Raw genomic sequence first — 20,395 nt, 5'->3', positions numbered from 1 at the left:
GGCGAAGGCGTATCGGGGCAGCGGTCCGCGTCAGCTCTTCGGCATCAGGACCGTGTCGACGATGTAGACCGTGGCGTTGGCCGTCGGGACGTTGCCGCAGACGACGTTCGACGTGTCGTTGACCTTGTACTCCGTGCCGGAGCCGGCGGTGGTGAGCTTGCTCTTCTCCAGGGTCTCGAAGGAGCCGTTCTCCAGCTGCTGCGGCGTCAGCTTCTCGCCCACCACGTGGTAGGTGAGGATCTTGGTCAACTGGGCCTTGTCGTTGAGCACCTTGTCCAGGTCGGCCTTGGGGATCTTGGCGAACGCGTCGTTGGTCGGCGCGAACACCGTGATGTTCTTGGCGTTGTTCAGGGTGTCCACGAGCCCGGCCTTCTTGACAGCCGTGACCAGGGTGGACAGCTCGGGGTTGTTCGACGCCGCGGTGGCGACCGGGTCCTTCGCCATCCCGTCGAAGGAGCCCGCGCCGCTCTCGGGAACCGAGGAACAGGCAGGTCCGAACGGCTCGTTCGCCTTCATGGCGTCGTCCGACGTGGTCTCCTGCGCGCTGGGCGTGGAGTCCGCGGCCTTGGTGTCCTTGTCGCCGCTGTCCGAGCAGGCCGTCAGGGCGATCGGCAGCACCGCCGCGGCGGCGACGGCGACCGCGGCACGGCGGATTCGGGTGGAGTACATGGACATGGTCTTCTCCTTGCGTCATGGCATGCGGGGGTAGCCGGGAGCGGGCGACGTCAGGGATCGGGCGCCACCGCCCCCGCGCGCCGCCCCCACGTCGTCCGTTCTTCGCTCACACAGGGAATTCGTCACCGAGCGGGCCGGGGATTGGTCACAGATCCGCATTCACCCGTTCGGGCGCGCACGCCCCTCCGGTTGCCCCCTGCCCCTGGGGCCGTCAGACGTCTCGGGCCTGCTCGAAGCGGGCGCGGGCCTCGGCCAGTTCGACGACCGGTCCGGGGTAGTCGAGATCCGCCCGGTCGCGGTCCGGGAGCTTCCACGGCTCGTGGACGTACCGGTCGGGGACCTCCGCGAGTTCGGGCACCCAGCGGCGTACGTAACCGCCGCCCGGGTCGAAGCGCTTGCCCTGGATGACGGGGTTGAGGACCCGGTTGGGGCGCGTGTCGGTGCCGGTGCCCGCCGCCCACTGCCAGTTCATCTGGTTGTTGGCGACGTCGCCGTCCACCAAGAGGCTCAGGAAGTGCCTGGCGCCCACCCGCCAGTCGACGTAGAGGGTCTTGGTGAGGAAGCTGGCCACCACCAGACGCCCCCGGTTGTGCATCCAGCCCTCATGACGCAGCTGCCGCATCGCCGCGTCCACGAAGGGATAGCCGGTGCGCCCCTCGATCCAGGCGTTGATCTCCTTCTCGTTGGTGCGCCACCGGTCGCCGTGCGGGCGGTAGTCCTTGCCCGCCGCGTCCGGGCGCGCCGCGAGGACCTGGTGGTGAAAGTCCCGCCAGGCCAGCTGCCGGACGAACGCCTGCGCCCCCGACGAGCCCTCGCGGTGCGCCCCGTGGATGACCTCGGCCGCCGACAGGGTGCCGAAGTGGAGGTGGGGCGAGAGCCGCGACGTCGCGTCACCGGCGACATCGTCCTGACCGTCCTCGTACCCCTCGACGCCGCCCGTCAGCCAGGACCGCAGCAGCCGGCGCCCGGCGGCCTCGCCGCCGGCGCCGAGCCCCGGCGAGACGCCGGTGATCTCCGCTCTCGGCAGCACCGGGTCCGACTCCACGTCGGCGACCCGCACCTTGCGCGGGGCGGCCAGGACGTCCCTGACCCCTTCCGAGGTCCAGCGCCGGAAGTACGGGGTGAACACCGCGTAGTGGTCCTTGCCCGTCGGGAGCACCTCCCCCGGAGCGACAGCCGTGATGACCGCGTCGTGCACGACCAGTTCGCAGCCGCTGTCGTCCAGCGCGGTGCGCAGCCGCTCCTCGCGCCGCGTCGCGTAACGGCTCACGCCTCCCGAGACATGCAGCCGCTGCGCCCCGGTCTCCTTCACCACCCCGCGGACCTGGTCGACGACATCACCGCTGCGGATCACGAGGCGGCCACCGCGCTTGCGGAGCCCCGCGTCGAGGTCCTCCAGGCAGTCGGCGAGAAAGGCTCGCCGGTTCGGCACGGCGAAGCCCGTGGCCCGCACCCCCTCGTCGTACACGAACAGCGGGACGATCCGGTCCGCTTCGTCCAGTGCCGCCCGCAGCGGCGGATGGTCGTGCAGGCGCAGGTCGGAGGTGAACAGGACGATGGATACAGTCACTTTCTGCGGCTCCTCATGCCGTGGGGAAGTTCATCAGGGCGACCGGGTCGGTCGTCGGCTCCTCGGAGCCGCCCGCCGGTTCGACGGTGATGCCGATGCCGGACGCCTGGTCCACCGGGCCGTCCAGGAGCACCGCCTCGGTGCTGCGGCCCGGATTCATCAGGCCGGCCGAACGCATCGATCCGTCGTCGTTGAACCAGAGTTGGTAGACCTTGCCCGACGGCGGCTCGGGCATGCCGCCCGCCACGAAGGCGGCCTGGTTGCGGCTCTTGGCCACCACGAGCGTGCCGGTCGCGCCGTCGGAGAGCTGTTTGGTCGAGGCCTTGGCGTCCGGCGCCGCGAGCACCTGGGCGAGCTGCTCGGTCTGGCGCCTGGCCTCCTGCTCGCGTTGCCCCGCCTCGTCGGCCCGCTCGTACTGCCATACGGCGATGCCACCGAACCCCGCGGCGGCGGCCAGGCACGCGGCGAGGGCGAAGCGGGACAGGCGCCGGCCGGTGCCCGTGCCACCGGTGGGCTTTCCGGGGGTGGGCGTGTGCGGCGGCTGCTGGCGGACGGTGGCGATGCGCCGCAGCACCTCGGCCCTCATGTCCGGGGGCGGGGCGACCGAGACGGCGCGGGCGAGACGCCCCGCCGTGGCGGCCAGTTCACGCACCTCCTGGGCGCAGGCCTCGCACACCTCCAGGTGCCGCTCGAACTCCGCGCGCTCCTCGTCGGAGAGGGCGTGCAGGACGTACGCGCCCGTCAGCGTGTGCAGGTCGGCGGCGCTCACGCGCTCACCCCCAGGCAGTCGCGCAGCCGGATGAGACCGTCGCGCAGCCGCGTCTTGACCGTCCCCAGGGGCACGGAGAGCAGCTCGCCGACCTCCCGGTAGGTCAGGCCCCGGTAGTAGGCCAGCGTCACCGACTGCCGCTGCAGTTCGGTCAGGGTGCGCAGACAGCGGCGCACCTGCTCACGCTCCAGGCGCGTCTCCACCTGCTCGCTCACCTCGTCGAAGGCCGGGGTGCGTTCGAGCAGCGCCGCCTTGTGCTCGCGCTCGGCCGAGGCCTGGACGGACCGCACGCGGTCCACCGCCCTGCGGTGCGCCATCGTCAGGACCCAGTTCATGACACTCCCCCGCTCCTGCCGGTAGCGGGCGGCCGTCCGCCACACCTCCACCAGCACTTCCTGGGTGACCTCTTCGGACTGGGCCGGGTCGCGCAGCACCGTGCGCACGAGCCCGAGGACGGGAGAGCAGACCGCGTCGTACAGCGAGGCGAAGGCGTGTTGGTCGCCGCGCGCCACCCTGCCGAGCAGTTCCGCCAGATCGGGGCCCGCGGAGGGGGCCCCGCTGATGTGCACCACTTCGTTCACCCGGTGATCCTCCTGGACGCTGGTCGCCTTCAGAGGTGATTCGGAGCCGTTGCGCCGCCGGATTGCCCGTGGGTCACGATTTCCGGGAGATTTTGGCGGTGCGCTGTTCGGCCGTACGTGTGATGTTGCGGGCCATGCCGCCGAAGACGAGCGAGTGGAACGGCGAGACGCTCCACCAGTAAGCGTGGCCGAGGAGGCCGTGCGGGTGGAAGAGCGCCCGCTGCCGGTAGCGGGTACGGCCCTTGTCGTCCTCGTCCGCGCGCATCTCCAGCCAGGCGAGGCCGGGCAGCCGCATCTCGGCCCGCAGCCGCAGCAGCCGTCCCGGTTCGATCTCCTCGACGCGCCAGAAGTCCAGCGAGTCGCCCACCCGCAGCCGCTGGGCGTCGCGGCGGCCCCGTCTCAGCCCGACCCCGCCGACGAGCCGGTCGAGCCAGCCGCGCACCGCCCAGGCGAGCGGGAAGGAGTACCAGCCGTTGTCGCCCCCCACGCCTTCCACGACGCTCCACAGGGCCTGCGGCGAGGCGTCGACGGTCCGTTCCCGGCAGTCGGAGTAGAGGCTGCCGCCCGCCCAGTCGGGGTCGGTGGGCAGCGGGTCGCTGGGGGCGCCGGGCACCGACGCGGACGACCAGCGGGTGCTGACCTGCGCGTCCTTCACGCGTTCAAGGGCCAGGGAGAGCGCCCTGTCGAAGCTCATCGGGACGCCGGGGGCGTCGGGCACGTACCGGGCGATGTCGTGTTCGTGGCAGATGACCTCATGCCGCAGGGACTCCGCGAGCGGCCGGGCGATCGAGGCCGGTACGGGGGTGATCAGGCCGACCCAGTGGCTGGAGAGGCCCGGGGAGAGCATGGGCACCGGCAGGATGAGGCGGTGCGGCAGCTTCGCCACGGCCGCGTACCTGGCCATCATGTCGCGGTAGGTGACGACGTCGGGGCCGCCGATGTCGAAGGTGCGGCTCACGTCGTCGGGCATGGTGGCGCTGCCCACGAGGTAGCGCAGGACGTCGCGCACGGCGATGGGCTGGATTCTGGTGCGCACCCAGCTCGGGGTGACCATGACCGGCAGGCGCTCGGTGAGGTAGCGCAGCATCTCGAAGGACGCGGAGCCGGAGCCGATGATCACGGCGGCGCGGAGCACGGTGGCCGGCACGCCGGACTCCATGAGGATGCGGCCCACTTCGGCCCGTGAGCGCAGATGCGGGGAGAGGTCCTTCTCCGGGATGCCCTCGGGGGTCAGACCGCCCAGGTAGACGATGCGCCGTACGCCCGCGGCACGGGCCTGCTCGGCGAAGATCCGGGCCGCTGTGCGGTCCGTCTCCTCGAAGCCGGAGCCGGTGCCGAGCGCGTGGATGAGGTAGTACGCGACGTCGATGTCCCGCATGGCGTCGCCGACCGACTCGGCGTCGGAGGCATCGCCCCGCACCACCTCGGCCCGCCCGGCCCAGGGGTAGTCGCGCAGCTTCCCGGGCGAGCGGGCCATGCACCGCACCTGGTGCCCCGCGTCGAGCAGTTCGGGAACCAGCCGCCCGCCGATGTATCCGGTCGCCCCGGTCACCAGGCAGCGCAGCCCCTGCGCACCCTCGCCGCTGCCGCCACTGCCGCCGCCGTTCATGGGAGCCTCCGGCCTCGAACGATGTCCTCGCCTCCCCACCTTCCCCCGGATTCAGCGGGAAGGCGTCCGCGCGGGCGGCCGTGCGGTGCTCTCGCGCAGGACGAGCCGCGTGGGCACCAGGGTGGTGCCGCGCTCCGGGGCGCTCTGCCGCATCTGGCGCAGGACTCCCTCGACGCAGCGGCGCCCGACTTCGGCGAAGTCCTGGTGGACGGTCGTCAGAGGAGGCTGGAAGGAACCGGACTCGGGGATGTCGTCGAAGCCGATGACGCTGACGTCCTGCGGAACCCTGCGGCCGCGCTCGTGCAGGGCACGCAGCAGGCCGAGTGCCATCTGGTCGTTGGCCGCGAACACCGCCGTGCAGTCCTCGTGGTCGGCGATCCCGAGACCTGCCCGGTAGCCCGACTCGGCCGACCAGTCGCCGCGCACGAGGGGCGGCACGGCGCGTCCGGCCGCTTCGAGAGTCGTGTGCCAGGCGTCGGCGCGGCGTTGCGCGGCGTAGGAGTCCTCGGGCCCGGCGAGGTGCCAGACCGTCCGGTGGCCGAGGTCGAGCAGGTGCCGTACGGCGTCGCGGGTGCCGCCCGCCTGGTCGGTGTCGACCACGGTGTAGCGGTCCCCGGCGTCCGAGTCGGCCACGACGACCTGGACGTGGGGCGGCAGGGAGAGGGCCGCCGCGTCGAGGAGGTGCTTCTCCATGATGACGATGACGGCGTCGACGGCGAGTTCCCCGAGCCGGGAGAAGGCGCCGCGCACCTCGTCCTGGGTGGGGACGGCGACGGGGAGCAGGGTGACGGCGTACCCCTCCTGTGCGGCGGAGGTGGCGATCGCGTCGATGGTGCGTACGTTGCCGGTGGTGGAGAGGGTGAAGGTGATCAGGCCGATGGTGCGGAACTCGCCGCGTTTGAGGGCGCGGGCGGCGCTGTTGGGCCGGTAGCCGAGTTCCTTCATGGCGGCGAGGACCTGCTGCCGGGTCTCTTCGTTGACGCCCGGGAACCCGTTGGAGACGCGGGAGACGGTCTGCGAGGAGACGCCGGCGAGCCGGGCCACGTCGGCCATGGACGCGCTCTGCCCGCGGCGCGCGGCCCGCTCCCGCCTGTTCGGGGTGCCGTTCGCCGAAGTGTTCCGTGGTGCTGTCACTGTCTCCCTCGCCGCGTGTGTCCCGGTCTTCCCGACGACTCTTGACCGTCGCCATCGGGGCAGTGTAGACATTCCGCCACCGAATGTTTACGTAAACATAACACCCGGCACTGGCTGGCTCCCGCCCTGTGCGCAGCGCGATGTTTACGCAAACATCGCGCCACGTGACGCCTGCTCCGAGACGGACGAGTGAGATGGACGAGCGAGGAACGACATGACGACGCTTCACCCGCAGCGGGCCGCCGAGCGGCGTCCGGCCCGGCCCCCGTCACCGGGGAACCGCCGTTCCTGGACGGGCTGGGGGTTCATCGGCCCCTTCGTGGCGGTGTTCGCCCTGGTCTTCCTCGCTCCCCTCGCCTACTCGGTCTACCTGAGCCTCTTTCGCGACCAACTCATCGGCGGCACCACGTTCGTGGGCCTCGACAACTACCAACAGGCCCTGACCGACAGCCAGTTCTGGGCGTCCCTGGGCCGGGTGTCGCTGTTCCTCGCGGTGCAGGTCCCGATCATGCTGGGCATCGCCCTGCTGGTGGCCCTCGCCCTGGACAGCGGACGCCTCTACGGCAAGGACTTCTTCCGGATCTCGGTCTTCCTGCCCTATGCCGTGCCCGCCGTGGTGGCCTCGCTGATGTGGGGCTTCATGTACGGCACCCGCTTCGGGCTCGTGGGTGACATCAACGACGCCCTCGGCGTCTCGCTGCCCGAGCCGCTCTCGCCCGACCTGGTCCTCGCGTCGATCGGCAACATCGTCACCTGGGAGTTCGTGGGCTACAACATGCTGATCTTCTACTCCGCGCTCCGCGTCATCCCGCACTCCCTGTACGAGGCCGCGGAGATCGACGGTGCCGGTCAGCTCCGCGTGATCACGGCCGTCAAGCTGCCCGCGATCCGCGGCGCCCTGATCATCGCGACGATCTTCTCGATCATCGGCAGCTTCCAGCTGTTCAACGAGCCGAGCATCCTGCAGAACCTCGCGCCCAACGCCATCACCACCGACTACACCCCCAACCTCTACACGTACTCGCTGTCCTTCTCGGGCCGGCAGCAGAACTACTCCGCGACGGTCGCCATCGTGATGGGCCTGATCACCATGGTCATCGCCTACGTCGTCCAACTGCGCGGCATGCGCAAGGGAGCGTGACCCGATGACCGGACCGAGCAGCCCCGTCACCACCGCTCCCCCGACCGCCTCCGCACCCGCCCGCACCCCAAGGGCCGCACCCCGGCTGCGGACACCACGCGTCCGCGCCTCCCGGCGGCACACCGCGGGCCGGCCCCGGCGCAGCGTCCTGCTCACCGTGCTCACCGGTCTGGTCCTGCTCTACAGCCTGATACCACTGCTGTGGCTGGTCATCAGCGCGACCAAGACCCAGGAGGGGCTCGCCGGTTCGTTCGGCCTGTGGTTCGGCGGGGACTTCGCCCTGTGGGACAACATCAGCTCGACGTTCACGTACGACGACGGCGTCTTCACCCGCTGGTTCCTGAACACCCTGCTGTACGTCGTGGTCGGCGCCGGGGGCGCCACCTTCCTCGCGGTCCTGGGCGGCTACGCCCTCGCGAAGTTCGACTTCCCCGGCAAACGCGCCGTCTTCGCCGTCGTCATCGGCGCCGTCGCCGTACCGGGCACAGCGCTTGCGGTGCCCACCTTCCTGATGTTCAGCAAGATGGGCCTGACCGACACCCCCTGGGCCGTCCTGATCCCCTCGCTCATCTCGCCCTTCGGCCTCTATCTGATGTGGGTGTTCGCCACCGAGGCCATTCCCACCGAGCTGATGGAGGCCGCCCGCATCGACGGGGCGAGCGAGCTGCGCACCTTCTTCCAGGTCGCCCTGCCGCTGCTCGCACCCGGCACCGTGACCGTCCTGCTGTTCACGATGGTCGCGACCTGGAACAACTACTTCCTGCCGCTGATCATGCTCAAGGACCCGGACTGGTACCCGCTGACCCTGGGCCTCGACAGCTGGAACGCCCAGGCCGCGACAGCGGGCGGCGACCCCGTCTTCCATCTCGTGATCACCGGTTCGCTGATCACCGTCCTGCCGCTGATCGCCGCGTTCCTGCTGCTCCAGAAGTACTGGCAGTCCGGACTCGCCGCCGGAAGCGTCAAGGAGTAACACCCGCACGCCAGTTGATCTCATACCGCCCCTGCCGAACCACGAAGAAGTGGAAGCATCGCCATGCCCCAGAACACCCGCCGCCTGCTGCGCGGCATAGGTCTCGTCTGCGCCCTCACCCTGGGGGCGACCGCCTGCGGCGGCTCCGACGACGACGCGTCCGACCAGAAGCAGGTCTCGTCGGCGGACATCGAGGCGGCCCTGAAGAAGGGCGGCAAGGTCAAGGTGTGGGCGTGGGAGCCCACCCTGAAGAAGGTCGTCGCCGACTTCGAGAAGGAACACCCTGCCGTGGACGTCGAGCTGGTGAACGCGGGCACCAACAAGGACCAGTACACGGCCCTGCAGAACGCCATCTCGGCGAAGAAGGGCGTCCCCGACGTCGCGCAGGTCGAGTATTACGCGCTGGGTCAGTACGCCCTGACCAAGGACATCACCGACCTGACCCCCTTCGGCGCGGACAAGCTCGCCAAGTCCTACTCGCCGGGCCCCTGGAACGCGGTGAAGTCCGGCGACGGCGTCTACGCCCTGCCGATGGACTCCGGCCCCATGGCCCTCTTCTACAACAAGAAGGTCTTCGACAAGCACAAGATCAAGGTGCCGACGACCTGGGACGAGTACCTCCAGGCGGCCCGTAAGCTGCACAAGGCCGACCCGAAGGCGTACATCACCAGCGACACGGGAGACGCGGGCCTGACCACGAGCCTGCTGTGGCAGGCCGGTTCGCGTCCCTACCAGGTCGACGGCACCAAGGTGGGCATCGACTTCTCCGACAAGGGCGCCCGCGCCTACACCGAGACCTGGCAGAGGCTCATCGACGAGAAGCTGCTCGCACCGATCAACCCCTGGACCGACGAGTGGTACAAGTCCTTCGGTGACGGCACCGTCGCGACCCTGCCCACCGGCGCCTGGATGCCCGCCAACTTCGCCTCGGGCGTGAAGGAGGCGTCCGGCGACTGGCGCGCGGCTCCGCTGCCCCAGTGGACCGCGGGCAACCGGGCGAGCGCCGAGAACGGCGGCAGTTCCCTCGCCCTGCCCGAACTCGGCAAGAACAAGGAACTCGCCTACGCCTTCGTCGAGTACGCCAACTCCGGCAAGGGCGTGCAGACCCGCATCGAGGAAGGCGCCTTCCCCGCCACCACCAAGGACCTGGAGTCCAAGGCGTTCCAGAACACTGAGTTCCCCTACTTCGGCGGCCAGAAGGCCAACAAGGTGTTCGCCGAGTCCGCGGCGAACGTCGCCGACGACTGGAGCTACCTGCCCTACCAGGTGTACGCGAACTCGATCTTCAACGACACCGCGGGCAAGGCCTACGTCTCCGGCACCCCCCTGTCCAAGGGCCTGAAGTCCTGGCAGGACGCCTCCGTCAAGTACGGCTCCGAGCAGGGATTCAGCATCCAGAAGTGACGCCTCCCCGCCCTACCTCACGGGCCGCCCCCGCACATCCCGAGCACCACACCGGAAGGACCACCATGCCCCCCACCCTCCCGTCCCGGCTGCTGCGCGGACCGGACGGTGACACCTCCCCCCGGCTCGCGTACGGCGCCGACTACAACCCCGAGCAGTGGCCGCGCGCGGTCTGGGAGGAGGACGTCCGGCTGATGCGCGAGGCCGGCGTCAACATCGTCTCCGTGGGGATCTTCTCCTGGGCCCGCATCCAGCCGGACGCGGACACCTGGGACTTCGCGTGGCTCGACGAGGTCATGGACCTGCTGCACACGGGCGGCATCGGGGTCGACCTGGCCACCGCCACCGCGTCCCCGCCGCCCTGGCTCACCGCGGCGCACCCGGAGATCCTCCCGGTGACCGCCTCCGGTGAGACGGTGTGGCCGGGAGCGCGGCAGCACTGGCGGCCGACCTCCCCCGTCTTCCGGGAGCACGCGCTGCGCCTGGTGCGCGAGATGGCGCTGCGTTACGCCGGCCATCCGGCGCTCGCGGCCTGGCACGTCTCCAACGAACTGGGCTGCCACAACATCTACGACTACTCCGACGACGCGGCCCGCGCCTTTCGCGACTGGCTGCGCACCCGCTACACCACCCTCGACGGACTCAACCACGCCTGGGGCACGTCCTTTTGGGCTCAGCGCTACAGCGACTGGGAGCAGATCCTGCCGCCGCGGCTCGCGGCATCGCATCCCAATCCCACCCAGCAGCTGGACTTCAAGCGCTTCTCGTCGGACGCACTCAAGGAGTATCTGCGCGCCGAGCGTGACGTGCTGCGCGAGCTCACGCCGGAGGTGCCCGTCACCACGAACTTCATGGTGATGGGCGGCACCAAGGGCATGGACTACGCCGACTGGGCCGGCGAGATCGACTTCGTCTCGAACGACCACTACGTCGTGCCGGGGCCGCAGGCCCGTGACGAGCTGTCCTTCTCCGCCAACCTCACCAGCTCCGTGGCGGGCCACCGCCCGTGGTTCCTCATGGAGCACTCCACCAGTGCCGTCAACTGGCAGCCCGTCAACCTCGCCAAGCGCCAGGGCGACCTGGCCCGCGACTCCCTGCTGCACGTGGCGCACGGCGCCGACGCGGTGTGCTTCTTCCAGTGGCGCCAGTCCGCGGCCGGTGCCGAGAAGTACCACTCGGCGATGGTGCCGCACGCCGGCGCCGACAGCGAGGTGTTCCGTGCGGTGACCGCCCTGGGGCGGACCCTGAGGGCGCTGACGCCCGTCGCGGGGGCGGTGCGCGAACCGGCACGCGTGGCCGTCCTCTTCGACTGGGACTCGTGGTGGGCCAGCGAGCAGGACTCCCACCCCACCTCCCGTCTCGACTACCACCAGGAGGCGCTCGACTGGTACTCCGCGCTCCTGGCCCTCGGCGTCCGCGCCGACGTCGTCACCACCCGCGCCGACATCACCTCGTACGACGTCCTGATCGCGCCCGTCCTTCATGTGGTTCCCGAGTCGCTCGCCAAGGAGCTCACGCGCTTTGCCGAGGGCGGCGGCCATCTGGTCACGACCTACTTCTCCGGCATCGTCGACGAGAACGACCACATCTGGCTCGGCGGCTATCCGGGGGCGCTGCGCGAGCTGCTCGGCATCCGGGTCGAGGAGTTCGGGCCGCTGCTCGCCGACGACACGGTCACGCTGGACAACGCCACCACGGGCACGGTGTGGACCGACCGGATCACCGTCACGGACCCTGGGGTCCAGGTGCTCGCCCGCTACCGCAGCGGCGCCTACGCCGAGCGTCCCGCCGTCACCCGCCGTGCCGCGGGCCGCGGTTCGGCGGCGTACGTCTCCACCCGGCTCGGCGCGGACGGCCTCACCGTCCTGCTGCCGGAGCTCCTCGCCCCGGCCGGTGTCGAGAGCGAACTGCCCGCGCCCGCACGCGGACGCGTCGAGCTGGCCGTGCGGCGTGACGCCGCAAGCCGCTACCTGTTCCTGGTCAACCGGACCGACGAGACCGTGCCGCTGCCCGGCCTGACCGGCGAGATCCTCGTCGGCGCCACCCCCGATGCCCCCGAGGGCGGTCTCGTCCTGCCGCCCAGGGAAGTCGCCGTCCTGCGACAGCCCGCCCCCTGACACCCCCTCCTGTTCAGCGCCACCCCGTCCACGGGGCGTGCCGTCCTGCTCTGACGCGGCACGGCACGCCCCCAAGCGCACCCGCGTTGGGAGCACACGTTGGCACCCTCCATCCGCACGAGAACCCGTACGAGGCGGCTCATCGGCGTCGTCGGCACCACCGCTCTGGCCACCGGGGCGGCCCTGCTCACCGTCCCGTCGCAGCCGGCCGCGGCGGCCTCCGCGGCCGTCACCGTCCGGCCCGACCCCTCCTATCAGCACGAGAAGTTCGAGGGCTGGGGCACGAGCCTGGTCTGGTTCGCGAACGCCACCGGCGGCTATCCGAAGGAGATACGCGAGAAACTGGCGGAGCTGCTCTTCGGTGACGACGGGCTCGGCCTCAACATCGCCCGCTACAACATCGGCGGCGGCAACGCCCCCGACGTCAAGGACTATCTGCGCCCCGGGGGCGCGGTCGAGGGCTGGTGGAAGGCACCGGCGGGCACCACCCGCGAGGACCCCGTCTGGTGGAGCGCCACGGACCCGGCCGACTGGAACCCCAAGGCCGACGCCACCCAGCGCTGGTGGGTCGACCGGATCAAGGACGACGTCGACCACTGGGAGACGTTCAGCAATTCGCCGCCCTGGTTCATGACCAAGAGCGGTTACGTCTCAGGTGGTTTCGACGCGAGCGAGGACCAGCTCAAGACCGAGTCGGTCGACGACTTCGCCTCCTACCTGGTGGGCGCGACCCAGCGTCTCGAGAAGGCGCACGGCATCAAGGTCGACACGCTCGACCCGTTCAACGAACCCAACACCGACTACTGGGGGACCCGCCTGGGAGCGGACGGCGAGCCCGTGGGCGGCCGTCAGGAGGGGGCCCACATCGGCCCCGAGCTCCAGCAGAAGGTGATCAGCGCTCTCGGCCCGGCGCTCAAGAAGGCCCGGAGCGGCACGGAGATCGCCGCGATGGACGAGACCAACCCCACCATCTTCACGCGGAACTGGAACTCCTACCCGCGCGAGGTCAGGGACGCCGTCGGCCAGATGAACGTCCACACCTACGGCACGGACGGCCGCACCAGCGTGCGCGACCTGGCCAAGGCCGAGGACGAACCGCTGTGGATGAGCGAGGTCGAGGGCGACTGGGGCGACGGGCAGGACTTCGACGACATGCGGCCGGGCCTCGGCATGGCCCAGCGGATCGTCGACGACCTGCGCGAACTGGAGCCGAAGGCCTGGGTGTTCTGGCAGCCGGTCGAGGACTACGACAACATGAAGCCCGGCGGCGAATCCGCCAAGGGCGGCAACTGGGGCAGCATCCAGCTGCCGTTCAGCTGTACCTCCGAGGACACCCTGGAGACCTGCCCGGTCCGGACGAACACCAAGTTCGACACGGCCCGCAACTTCACCCACTTCATCAGGCCCGGCGACCGGCTGGTCAAGGTCGGCGACACGTCGAGCGCCACCGCCGTGACCCGCGAGGGCGACGGGGCGACAGTCGTCCACGTCAACGGCTCGACCGCCGCGCGGTCGGTCACCGTCGACCTCTCCAAGTTCGGCCACGTGAGCGGCAGAGCCACCGTCACTCCCGTGGTGACCAGCGCCGAGGGCAAGCTCGAACGGCACGACGCCGTCGACGTCCGCGGCAAGCAGGCCACCTTCGAGGTGCCCGCGCAGTCGGTGACGTCCTTCCTCGTCAAGGGGGTCTCCGGAGTCGCGAAGGACGCCGCCCTGCTGCGGAAGAACCACACGTACGAGCTGACCGGCGTCCAGAGCGGCAAGGAACTCACGGTCGCCGACGACGGCACCGGCCTCGTCATCGCGTCGGCCGCGGACACGGCGGACCGGCGCTGGCGGCTGCGGCAGATCAGCGGCGACACCGGCAATCAGCGGCGGTACGTCTTCACCAGCCCCGCCGAAGGCAAGCGGCTGGCCGTCCGTGACGGTGTCCCGGTGGCCGAGGCCGACACCGGTCCCCGCGGCAGGGCCGCCCAGTGGGTCATGTCCACGACCGGTGACGGCACATGGACCCTGGTCAACGCCGCCACGGGCAGGCTTCTTGAGGTCGGCGGCCAGGCCACGCACGACGGAGCGGCCGTCACGACGTGGACACCGAACTCCGGCGCCAACCAGCGCTGGCGGGTGACCGATGTGACCTGACCTAGGAACCGGGCCCACCTGGCGTTATCACACTCTGCGACCGTTCGATATGCGAAGGGTTACCGGGCGTGTCACGCTGGAAAAGACCAATCCGCCCTCACCAGGAGTGAACTCATGGGCAAGCAAAAGCGGTCCGCCGACCCGTCCCGTCAGGCCCCCGCCCGGCAGGAGCCCCCGCAGCGGGGCCGTCGCGACCAGGACCCCGCGCAGCCGGGCCAGCACCGCCAGCAGGAGCGTGAGCAGGGCGACGAGCGCGCCCGGCGTCGTCCGGACATGGACGACGACCTGGTCTGACGCACGGACCGCGCACGGCCCCGAGGGGCGCACCCAAGCGCTTGGGTGCGCCCCTCGGCAGTATGTGCGACGCGGAATGTCGGACCACTGAGATCCCGCGCCGGGGGTACTCGTCCGCGTCGTGACGACCACGTACCGCGGCCTCGCCGTGGCGCCCCACCGGTCCCCCAGGAGAAGACATGACCACGCAGCACCGGACAGTCGACGAGTCGTACTGGATCACGACCACGCCCACCACCGGATATCCGGCCCCCGAGGCGGACCTGTCGGCTGACGTCGCGGTCATCGGCGGAGGCATCGCCGGGCTCTGCACCGCCTGGGACCTGGTTCGCGCCGGTCTCGACGTCGTCGTCCTGGAGGCCGACCGGATCGCCGCGGGCGTAAGCGGCTACACCACGGCCAAGCTGACCGCCGCGCACGGCCTCATCTACGCCGGTCTCGAATCGAAGCACGGCGCCGACGACGCCCGGCTGTACGCGCTCTCGCAGCAGGAGGCGGTGGAGCGGACCGCGGCCCTCTGCGCCGAACTGGACATCGACGCCGAGCTGGAACGCGCCCCCGCCTTCACCTACGCACAGGACCCCGCACGCGTCGACGAGCTGCGGCAGGAAGCCGACGCGGCGCGCCGGGCCGGACTCGACGCCTCCTTCGTCACCGAGACCGAGCTGCCCTTCGAGGTCGCGGGCGCGGTACGCGTGGACGGCCAACTGCAGTTCCACCCCAGGAAGTTCCTGCTCGGCCTGGCCGAGAACATCACCCGCGCCGGGGGCCGCATCTTCGAGCGGGCCCGCGTCACCGCGCTGCACGACGGCGCCCGCTGCCGGCTCACCACGGAGTCCGGGATCACGATCGACGCACGCGACGCGGTCATCGCCACGCACTACCCGATCTTCGACCGCACCCTGCTCTTCACCCGGATCAAGCCCCACCGGGAGCTGGTGATCGCGGCACCCGTGCCGTCGGACGCGGCCCCCCAGGGCATGTACATCACGCCGGAGGGCGGGACCCGTTCGCTGCGCAGCGCCCCCTACGACGACGGGCGCCGGCTGCTCATCGTCACCGGAGAGTCCTTCGAGCCGGGCGCGGGCGGCGTCAGCGAACGCTTCGACCGGCTGGAGGCCTGGGCGCGCGAGCACCTGCCGCACTTCGCCGAGAAGGGCGAGGCCTACCGTTGGGCGGCGCAGGACAACGACTCCGCCGACCAACTGCCGTACGTCGGCCACGCCCACCCCGGCACCCAGCACGTCTTCGTCGCCACCGGCTTCGGCGGCTGGGGCATGAGCAACGGCGTGATGGCGGGCCGCCTGCTCACCGCCCACATCGCGGGCGGACCCCGACCGGCCTGGACCGACCTGTACGACCCGCGGCGGCTGCCCCCGATGCGCGACGCCGGGCAGCTCGCCTCCTATCAGGCGTCCGCGGCCAAGCACTTCGTCGGCGACCGGCTGCACACCAGCCACGTCGACTCGCTGACCGACATCCCGCCGGGCAGCGGCGCCGTCGTACGCGTGAAGGGCAAGCGGTGCGCGGTCTACCGCGACGAGGACGGGAACACCACCGCGGTCTCCGCCCGGTGCACCCATCTGGGCTGCCTGGTGCAGTTCAACGACGCGGAGTGCGCCTGGGAGTGCCCCTGCCACGGCTCGCGCTTCGCGACGGACGGCTCGGTCCTGCACGGCCCCGCCACCCGTCCCCTGGAGCCGCGCGAGACCCCGGACTCCCCGGCCTAGGAGAGGTGGTCGCTTTGGTGGCTGTGGACGGATTCACCGACCGGCTCGACTACCCGATGTACGTGGTGACGACGGCGGGCGCCGACGGCGCACCGGCCGGCTGTCTGGTCGGCTTCGCCTCGCAGTGCGCGCTGGAACCGCCTCGCTTCGTGGTGTGGCTGTCCCGGGCCAACCACACGTACGAGGTGGCCCGCGACGCGGAGTTCCTCGGCGTGCACCTCCTCAGGCGCGATCAGCATCACCTTGCGCAGATCTTCGGCGGCGAGTGCGGCAAGCGCGTCGACAAGTTCGCCCGGGTGCGGTGGGAGCCGCGCGCGGGCGGGACGCCCGTGCTCACGGACTCCTGCGCCTGGTACGTCGGCAAGATCGAGCGGCACGCCGACTGGGGAGATCACGTGGGCTTTCATCTCACTCCGGTGGAGGCGGGCGCGGGCCCGCCGCCGCACGAGAAGCTGCTGCGCCTGAGCGACGTCTCCGACCTCTCCCCCGGCCATCCCGCATGACGCCGGGATCGCGCTCGGGCAGGACTATCCTGGAGTTTGTCAAGTACCGACGGCAGCCCGCGCCCCGCGCTGCTGGAGGCGGCCATGAAAGGCGAACATCCCGGCCGTCGCGGCCACCCATACCCGGAGACACACCGGGCCCATCGCCTGCGCCATCTGCTCACCTACCTCTACACACCGCTCTTCCTGGCCCTCGCCGTGCTCTTCGGGGTGTGGGCGACGCGTTCCCTCAGCGGCGAGCCGCCCAGCCCCTGGGCCCTGGCGGGCCTCGCGCTCCTCTTCGCGATCCTGGCTCTGCTGGCCCTGGCCGCCCTTACGGCCCTGCACCACCGCCACCGGGACCACGACGGCCCACAGCACTGAACCAGGAAGGGGAGACATGGCCGGCCAAAAGGCTGTGATGCGGGAATTGCTCAGGACGTCCGGACAGACGTACGCGGCGGAGGCGGGCATCAAGTTGGCCGACACCCCCCAGCCGCTCTATCGCACGCTCGTCCTGTCGTGCCTGCTCAGCGCCCGGATCCGGGCGTCCGTCGCGGTGGCGAGCACGCGTGCGCTGTACGAGGCGGGGATGCGCGGTCCGCGCCGGATGGCCGACGCCACCTGGCAGCAGCGGGTCGACGCCCTGGGCCGCGGCGGCTACCGTCGCTACGACGAACGGACCGCGACCCAGCTCGGCGACGGCGCCCGCCTGGTGCTCGACGAATGGGGCGGTGACCTGCGCCGACTGCGGGAGAAGGCCGACGGCGACGCGGCGGACCTGCAACGCCTGCTTCGTGCGGTGCCGGGCCTCGGGCCCACCGGCGCGGACATCTTCCTGCGCGAGGTACAGGACGTGTGGACCGAGTACGCGCCCCGCTTCGACGCCAAGGTGCTGCAAGGAGCCGAGCGCCTGGGCCTGCCCAAGGACACCGCGGCGCTCGTGCGGCTCGCGGGCGACGAGAAGCCGGGGGTGACCGCGGCGGCACTCGTCCGTGCCGCCCTCGACCGCAAGCTCGCGCAGTCCGCCCGCGACGCCGCCTGAGGCCGTTCAGTCCTGGCAGAGGCAGAAGGGGTGGCCGGCCGGGTCGGCGTAGACCCGCCAGCCCCGCTCACCGCCCTGGTCGTCGACGTCGAGCGGCGTCGCACCGACCGCGAGCACCTCGTCGTGCGCCTTGTCCATGTCGGAGACGGTGAAGTCGAGGTGCAGCTGCTGCGAATCCGTCTCCGCCTGCGGCCACTTGGGCGGTCGGTGGTCCGGCGCGCGCTGGAAGGAGATCCGGGCGCCGCCCGTGGCGTACAGGTCGTACCAGTCCTCGTCGTACTGCCGGATCTCGCCGCCGAGCACCGCTTGGTAGAAGCGGGCCAACGGTTCGGGCTCGGGGCAGTCCAGCGCAACGAGCTGGTAGGTCGCGATCGCCATGGACGGTTCGCCTCCCGCGTCTCGACGTGCAGAGGGGAATCGGGTTCCCCGCCGTTTCACCGTAAACCCACCGCTTTCCCGGTGCCTCTCACGACGGCGGGCGGCACGGCGGCACGCGGCGCACGCGGGGAGCCCGGGGAGCCCCCGTCGGCCGGCCGACGGGGGCTCCGCGCCTCAGCGGCTGCCGTCCCGCGCCTCCCGCTGTCGCGCGACCGCGCGCCGGACCGCCGCGTCGATGGCGGGAAGCGATGACTCCAGGTCGCTGAAGACGACGTACTCGACCGTCGCGACCGCGTGCAGCCCGCGGACGAGGAACGCGTACTCCCGGCCCTCCTCCAGGAGCAGCACGATCGGTTTGTCGAAGGCGCTGGCCCAGCCCATCTCTATGTGCGTGCCGGGAGAGGCGGGGAGCCCGGGGAAGGCCACGAACACGTCGGCCTTGCGGATCTCCTCCTGGTCCAGCGGGGTGCACTGGTCGGGGGACATCAGTTCCGCGCCCCACGCCTCGCGGCGGTGCGCGTTGTGGACGCTGAACCCGTGCCCCTCGAAGTGCTCGATCAAGGAGGCGAAGGGCGCCCGTGTCCCCGACGGCATCTCACCGGTGGCGGGATCGAGCAGCTGGAGGAAGGGTCCGGCGAGGAACAGGGTGTCGACGCCGAGCTCACCGGCGAGCTCACGGGCGGGTGTCATCGTCATGCGGAGACCTCCTGGTCGGCAGTGGTACGGGGCCAGCGGGACAGCATCATGTGGCGGTACAGGGGCGGGAGTTCGTCGAGCAGCTCACGGTCCGTTCCGCCCTCGAAGGTCAGTTGACGGTGCAGCTCGAAGAGCCCGGTCACGTCCTGCCAGTAGCGGGGCAGGTCAAGGGCGCGCAGCGCGGCGGGGCCGAGCCGCAGCCGGTCGGCGCGCAGTTGTGCCTCGATCCGCAGCACGTCGCGCACGTGCGGCCAGTTGTCCCCGGCGGGCATCGTGGGGAACGGCTCCGGGTCCGGGTGGTCCGCGCCCTCCCGCAGGACGCGTTCCACGAGCGGGGCGTCACTGTCGTACACGTGCAGGGAGCCCACCTGGTGGACGTAGCTCCCGACCTCGACACCCAGCTGCCGGGCGAGCATCTCCAGGAGGAAGGTGAAGGAGAAGACGTCGCTGACCATGCCGCGGTAGGCGTCGTTGGCACGCATGTAGCCGACGGCGTGCAGCTTCCCCTCGCGGAGCATGAACTGCAGGGCGAGGGTGCACGCGACGTCGATGTTGCCCGGCTCGCGCAGCTCGCCCGGGTGGAAGATCTGCACGACCGCGCGTTTGCTGTCGGGGTCCTCCGCCAGTACGTCGATGACGCTGCGCCACTGGTCGAGCCCTGTCCCCCGGTAGTCGAATATCCGTGGCCCGTAAGCGGTCCCGGTCAGGGTGGCGCCGTCGGACGAGTACTTGCGGATGCTCGGCGCGTAGTGGGCGACGAGCTCCAGGTCGGCCGAGCCGGACAGGTACCAGAGGGCCTCGGCGAAGTTGAAGACCAGGTTGGACCTGCGGGCCGGCAGCGCGACATGCCGCTGGACGGGGCGGCGGACCAGGAATCCGGCGCCCAGCCGCTCACGGCTGGGAAAGCCGCGCGGGGCGTTGCGGAAGGGCGCGCCGAGGTAGGTGCTCCGTAACTCCGTCAGGTAGGCGTCCTCGACGGTTTCATAGGTGCTGTGCACGTGGCCCCCGTCAGTCCTTGTAGAAGCACTGGATGTACGCGTCACCCGAGGTGCCGTAGGTGTACTCGGTGGTGTCGTAGGCGGTGTACGGGTGGCGCTCCACGCGGATGGTGCGGAAGTGCTTGACGTACTGCCATCGCAGTTCGGGCTTGGTGCTGAAGAAGGGGATGAACACCCCGCCGGGGCGCAGCGCGCGGACGACCTCGGGCATGGCCTTGTGCCACAGTTCCTCGTCCTTCCACACCTCCATGTCGAGCGCGGGGTCGAAGAACATGCCGTCGATGCTCTCCGTCTCCAGGTCGAAGACCCGCTCGAAGAAGTTGCCCCGCTCGATGGAGAGCGTGCCGGGCAGTTGCGGGTGCTGCTCGCGGAAGAGGTCTTCGACCTCGCCGAAGAGTTCGAGGACGGTGTGGCTGCGGGTGGCGGGGTTCTCGGCGATGCGCAGGGCCGAGAGTCCGAGGCCGAGGCCCACCTCGTAGAAGTCCTGGCCGTGGCGGCAGAGCATGTCGGCGCTGGCCCACATCAGGTCGCGTTCCCAGGCCTGCATGGCTTGCTCGCCGCCGATGCTCAGGGTCACTTCGCCGTCGTGGTCGATGAGCTGGATGTCCGGTGCGGGGGTCGTCCCGGGGCTCTTCGCGGGGGTCTTCTCCATGACAG

At 70.7% G+C, this 20,395-nt stretch carries 20 protein-coding genes; 10 read left to right on the top strand and 10 right to left on the bottom strand.

The window, feature by feature from the left end:
* Nucleotides 1-30: 30 nt before the first annotated feature.
* The 6 genes from ACWFRU_RS24650 to ACWFRU_RS24625 form a co-directional block, all read right to left on the bottom strand.
* The gene (locus ACWFRU_RS24650; protein WP_453690473.1) at nt 31-669 is read right to left on the bottom strand and encodes a fasciclin domain-containing protein; all 639 of its coding nucleotides are present in this window, start codon (nt 667-669) and stop codon (nt 31-33) included.
* Between the two features lie 217 nt (nt 670-886).
* On the bottom strand, nt 887-2,245 hold the full coding sequence (locus ACWFRU_RS24645) for a cryptochrome/photolyase family protein (RefSeq protein WP_453690295.1): 1,359 nt from the start codon (nt 2,243-2,245) through the stop codon (nt 887-889).
* Nucleotides 2,246-2,258: 13 nt separating this feature from the next.
* Entirely contained in the window at nt 2,259-3,014 is a 756-nt protein-coding gene (locus ACWFRU_RS24640) for an anti-sigma factor (RefSeq protein WP_453690293.1), read from the bottom strand.
* Complete coding sequence (locus ACWFRU_RS24635; protein ID WP_453690291.1) at nt 3,011-3,595, bottom strand: sigma-70 family RNA polymerase sigma factor; 585 nt, start codon at nt 3,593-3,595, stop codon at nt 3,011-3,013. The genes ACWFRU_RS24640 and ACWFRU_RS24635 overlap by 4 nt, the downstream gene beginning before the upstream one ends.
* Nucleotides 3,596-3,668: 73 nt before the next feature.
* On the bottom strand, nt 3,669-5,204 hold the full coding sequence (locus ACWFRU_RS24630; RefSeq protein ID WP_453690289.1) for an SDR family oxidoreductase: 1,536 nt from the start codon (nt 5,202-5,204) through the stop codon (nt 3,669-3,671).
* A gap of 51 nt (nt 5,205-5,255) precedes the next feature.
* On the bottom strand, nt 5,256-6,257 hold the full coding sequence (locus tag ACWFRU_RS24625) for a LacI family DNA-binding transcriptional regulator (protein WP_453690472.1): 1,002 nt from the start codon (nt 6,255-6,257) through the stop codon (nt 5,256-5,258).
* A gap of 295 nt (nt 6,258-6,552) precedes the next feature.
* On the opposite strand from ACWFRU_RS24625, the gene ACWFRU_RS24620 reads away from it, so the two are divergent.
* From ACWFRU_RS24620 to ACWFRU_RS24575, 10 genes are all read left to right on the top strand, one after another.
* On the top strand, nt 6,553-7,479 hold the full coding sequence (locus ACWFRU_RS24620) for a carbohydrate ABC transporter permease (RefSeq protein ID WP_453690287.1): 927 nt from the start codon (nt 6,553-6,555) through the stop codon (nt 7,477-7,479).
* A 4-nt stretch (nt 7,480-7,483) separates the two neighbouring features.
* Nucleotides 7,484-8,452 carry a carbohydrate ABC transporter permease gene (locus ACWFRU_RS24615; RefSeq protein ID WP_453690285.1) on the top strand — a complete coding sequence of 323 codons (969 nt, stop codon included), beginning with the start codon at nt 7,484-7,486 and terminating at the stop codon, nt 8,450-8,452.
* A gap of 63 nt (nt 8,453-8,515) precedes the next feature.
* A complete protein-coding gene (locus ACWFRU_RS24610) occupies nt 8,516-9,856 on the top strand; it encodes an ABC transporter substrate-binding protein (protein ID WP_453690283.1) in 1,341 nt (446 codons plus the stop codon).
* Nucleotides 9,857-9,921: 65 nt separating this feature from the next.
* Nucleotides 9,922-11,973 carry a beta-galactosidase gene (locus tag ACWFRU_RS24605; RefSeq protein ID WP_453690281.1) on the top strand — a complete coding sequence of 684 codons (2,052 nt, stop codon included), beginning with the start codon at nt 9,922-9,924 and terminating at the stop codon, nt 11,971-11,973.
* A gap of 111 nt (nt 11,974-12,084) precedes the next feature.
* Nucleotides 12,085-14,115: a glycoside hydrolase gene (locus ACWFRU_RS24600; RefSeq protein ID WP_453690471.1), complete on the top strand. Its 2,031-nt coding sequence runs from the start codon at nt 12,085-12,087 to the stop codon at nt 14,113-14,115.
* 114 nt (nt 14,116-14,229) lie between these two features.
* Nucleotides 14,230-14,409: a hypothetical protein gene (locus ACWFRU_RS24595; RefSeq protein WP_453690279.1), complete on the top strand. Its 180-nt coding sequence runs from the start codon at nt 14,230-14,232 to the stop codon at nt 14,407-14,409.
* A 179-nt stretch (nt 14,410-14,588) separates the two neighbouring features.
* Complete coding sequence (locus tag ACWFRU_RS24590) at nt 14,589-16,139, top strand: FAD-dependent oxidoreductase (protein ID WP_453690277.1); 1,551 nt, start codon at nt 14,589-14,591, stop codon at nt 16,137-16,139.
* A 14-nt stretch (nt 16,140-16,153) separates the two neighbouring features.
* A complete protein-coding gene (locus ACWFRU_RS24585) occupies nt 16,154-16,642 on the top strand; it encodes a flavin reductase family protein (protein ID WP_453690275.1) in 489 nt (162 codons plus the stop codon).
* Nucleotides 16,643-16,726: 84 nt separating this feature from the next.
* Complete coding sequence (locus ACWFRU_RS24580; RefSeq protein ID WP_453690273.1) at nt 16,727-17,005, top strand: DUF6343 family protein; 279 nt, start codon at nt 16,727-16,729, stop codon at nt 17,003-17,005.
* Nucleotides 17,006-17,021: 16 nt separating this feature from the next.
* The gene (locus tag ACWFRU_RS24575; RefSeq protein ID WP_453690271.1) at nt 17,022-17,666 is read left to right on the top strand and encodes an endonuclease; all 645 of its coding nucleotides are present in this window, start codon (nt 17,022-17,024) and stop codon (nt 17,664-17,666) included.
* 6 nt (nt 17,667-17,672) lie between these two features.
* Here ACWFRU_RS24575 and ACWFRU_RS24570 read toward each other — a convergent pair whose 3' ends face one another.
* The 4 genes from ACWFRU_RS24570 to ACWFRU_RS24555 form a co-directional block, all read right to left on the bottom strand.
* Nucleotides 17,673-18,044, bottom strand: coding sequence for a VOC family protein (locus ACWFRU_RS24570; RefSeq protein ID WP_453690269.1), 372 nt, complete (start codon nt 18,042-18,044; stop codon nt 17,673-17,675).
* A gap of 174 nt (nt 18,045-18,218) precedes the next feature.
* Nucleotides 18,219-18,740: a nucleoside 2-deoxyribosyltransferase gene (locus ACWFRU_RS24565; RefSeq protein ID WP_453690267.1), complete on the bottom strand. Its 522-nt coding sequence runs from the start codon at nt 18,738-18,740 to the stop codon at nt 18,219-18,221.
* On the bottom strand, nt 18,737-19,738 hold the full coding sequence (locus tag ACWFRU_RS24560) for a thymidylate synthase (RefSeq protein WP_453690265.1): 1,002 nt from the start codon (nt 19,736-19,738) through the stop codon (nt 18,737-18,739). Before ACWFRU_RS24560 ends, ACWFRU_RS24565 begins: the two co-directional genes overlap by 4 nt.
* Before the next feature lie 10 nt (nt 19,739-19,748).
* Nucleotides 19,749-20,390, bottom strand: a complete 642-nt coding sequence (locus ACWFRU_RS24555; protein ID WP_453690263.1) for a class I SAM-dependent methyltransferase — start codon at nt 20,388-20,390, stop codon at nt 19,749-19,751.
* Nucleotides 20,391-20,395: the final 5 nt, after the last annotated feature.

Source organism: Streptomyces sp. NPDC055099 (assembly GCF_053607685.1).
Note: the sequence above shows the minus strand (reverse complement) of the source record. Positions and strands in the feature narration are given on the sequence as shown.

Excerpts from the sequence above, each read along its gene's own strand:
- ACWFRU_RS24650 (WP_453690473.1), bottom strand. The coding sequence starts at position 669 with ATGTACTCCACCCGAATCCGCCGTGCCGCGGTCGCCGTCGCCGCCGCG.
- ACWFRU_RS24630 (WP_453690289.1), bottom strand. The coding sequence starts at position 5,204 with ATGAACGGCGGCGGCAGTGGCGGCAGCGGCGAGGGTGCGCAGGGGCTG.
- ACWFRU_RS24625 (WP_453690472.1), bottom strand. The coding sequence starts at position 6,257 with ATGGCCGACGTGGCCCGGCTCGCCGGCGTCTCCTCGCAGACCGTCTCC.
- ACWFRU_RS24620 (WP_453690287.1), top strand. The coding sequence starts at position 6,553 with ATGACGACGCTTCACCCGCAGCGGGCCGCCGAGCGGCGTCCGGCCCGG.
- ACWFRU_RS24615 (WP_453690285.1), top strand. The coding sequence starts at position 7,484 with ATGACCGGACCGAGCAGCCCCGTCACCACCGCTCCCCCGACCGCCTCC.
- ACWFRU_RS24610 (WP_453690283.1), top strand. The coding sequence starts at position 8,516 with ATGCCCCAGAACACCCGCCGCCTGCTGCGCGGCATAGGTCTCGTCTGC.
- ACWFRU_RS24605 (WP_453690281.1), top strand. The coding sequence starts at position 9,922 with ATGCCCCCCACCCTCCCGTCCCGGCTGCTGCGCGGACCGGACGGTGAC.
- ACWFRU_RS24595 (WP_453690279.1), top strand. The coding sequence starts at position 14,230 with ATGGGCAAGCAAAAGCGGTCCGCCGACCCGTCCCGTCAGGCCCCCGCC.
- ACWFRU_RS24590 (WP_453690277.1), top strand. The coding sequence starts at position 14,589 with ATGACCACGCAGCACCGGACAGTCGACGAGTCGTACTGGATCACGACC.
- ACWFRU_RS24580 (WP_453690273.1), top strand. The coding sequence starts at position 16,727 with ATGAAAGGCGAACATCCCGGCCGTCGCGGCCACCCATACCCGGAGACA.
- ACWFRU_RS24575 (WP_453690271.1), top strand. The coding sequence starts at position 17,022 with ATGGCCGGCCAAAAGGCTGTGATGCGGGAATTGCTCAGGACGTCCGGA.
- ACWFRU_RS24570 (WP_453690269.1), bottom strand. The coding sequence starts at position 18,044 with ATGGCGATCGCGACCTACCAGCTCGTTGCGCTGGACTGCCCCGAGCCC.
- ACWFRU_RS24565 (WP_453690267.1), bottom strand. The coding sequence starts at position 18,740 with ATGACGATGACACCCGCCCGTGAGCTCGCCGGTGAGCTCGGCGTCGAC.
- ACWFRU_RS24555 (WP_453690263.1), bottom strand. The coding sequence starts at position 20,390 with ATGGAGAAGACCCCCGCGAAGAGCCCCGGGACGACCCCCGCACCGGAC.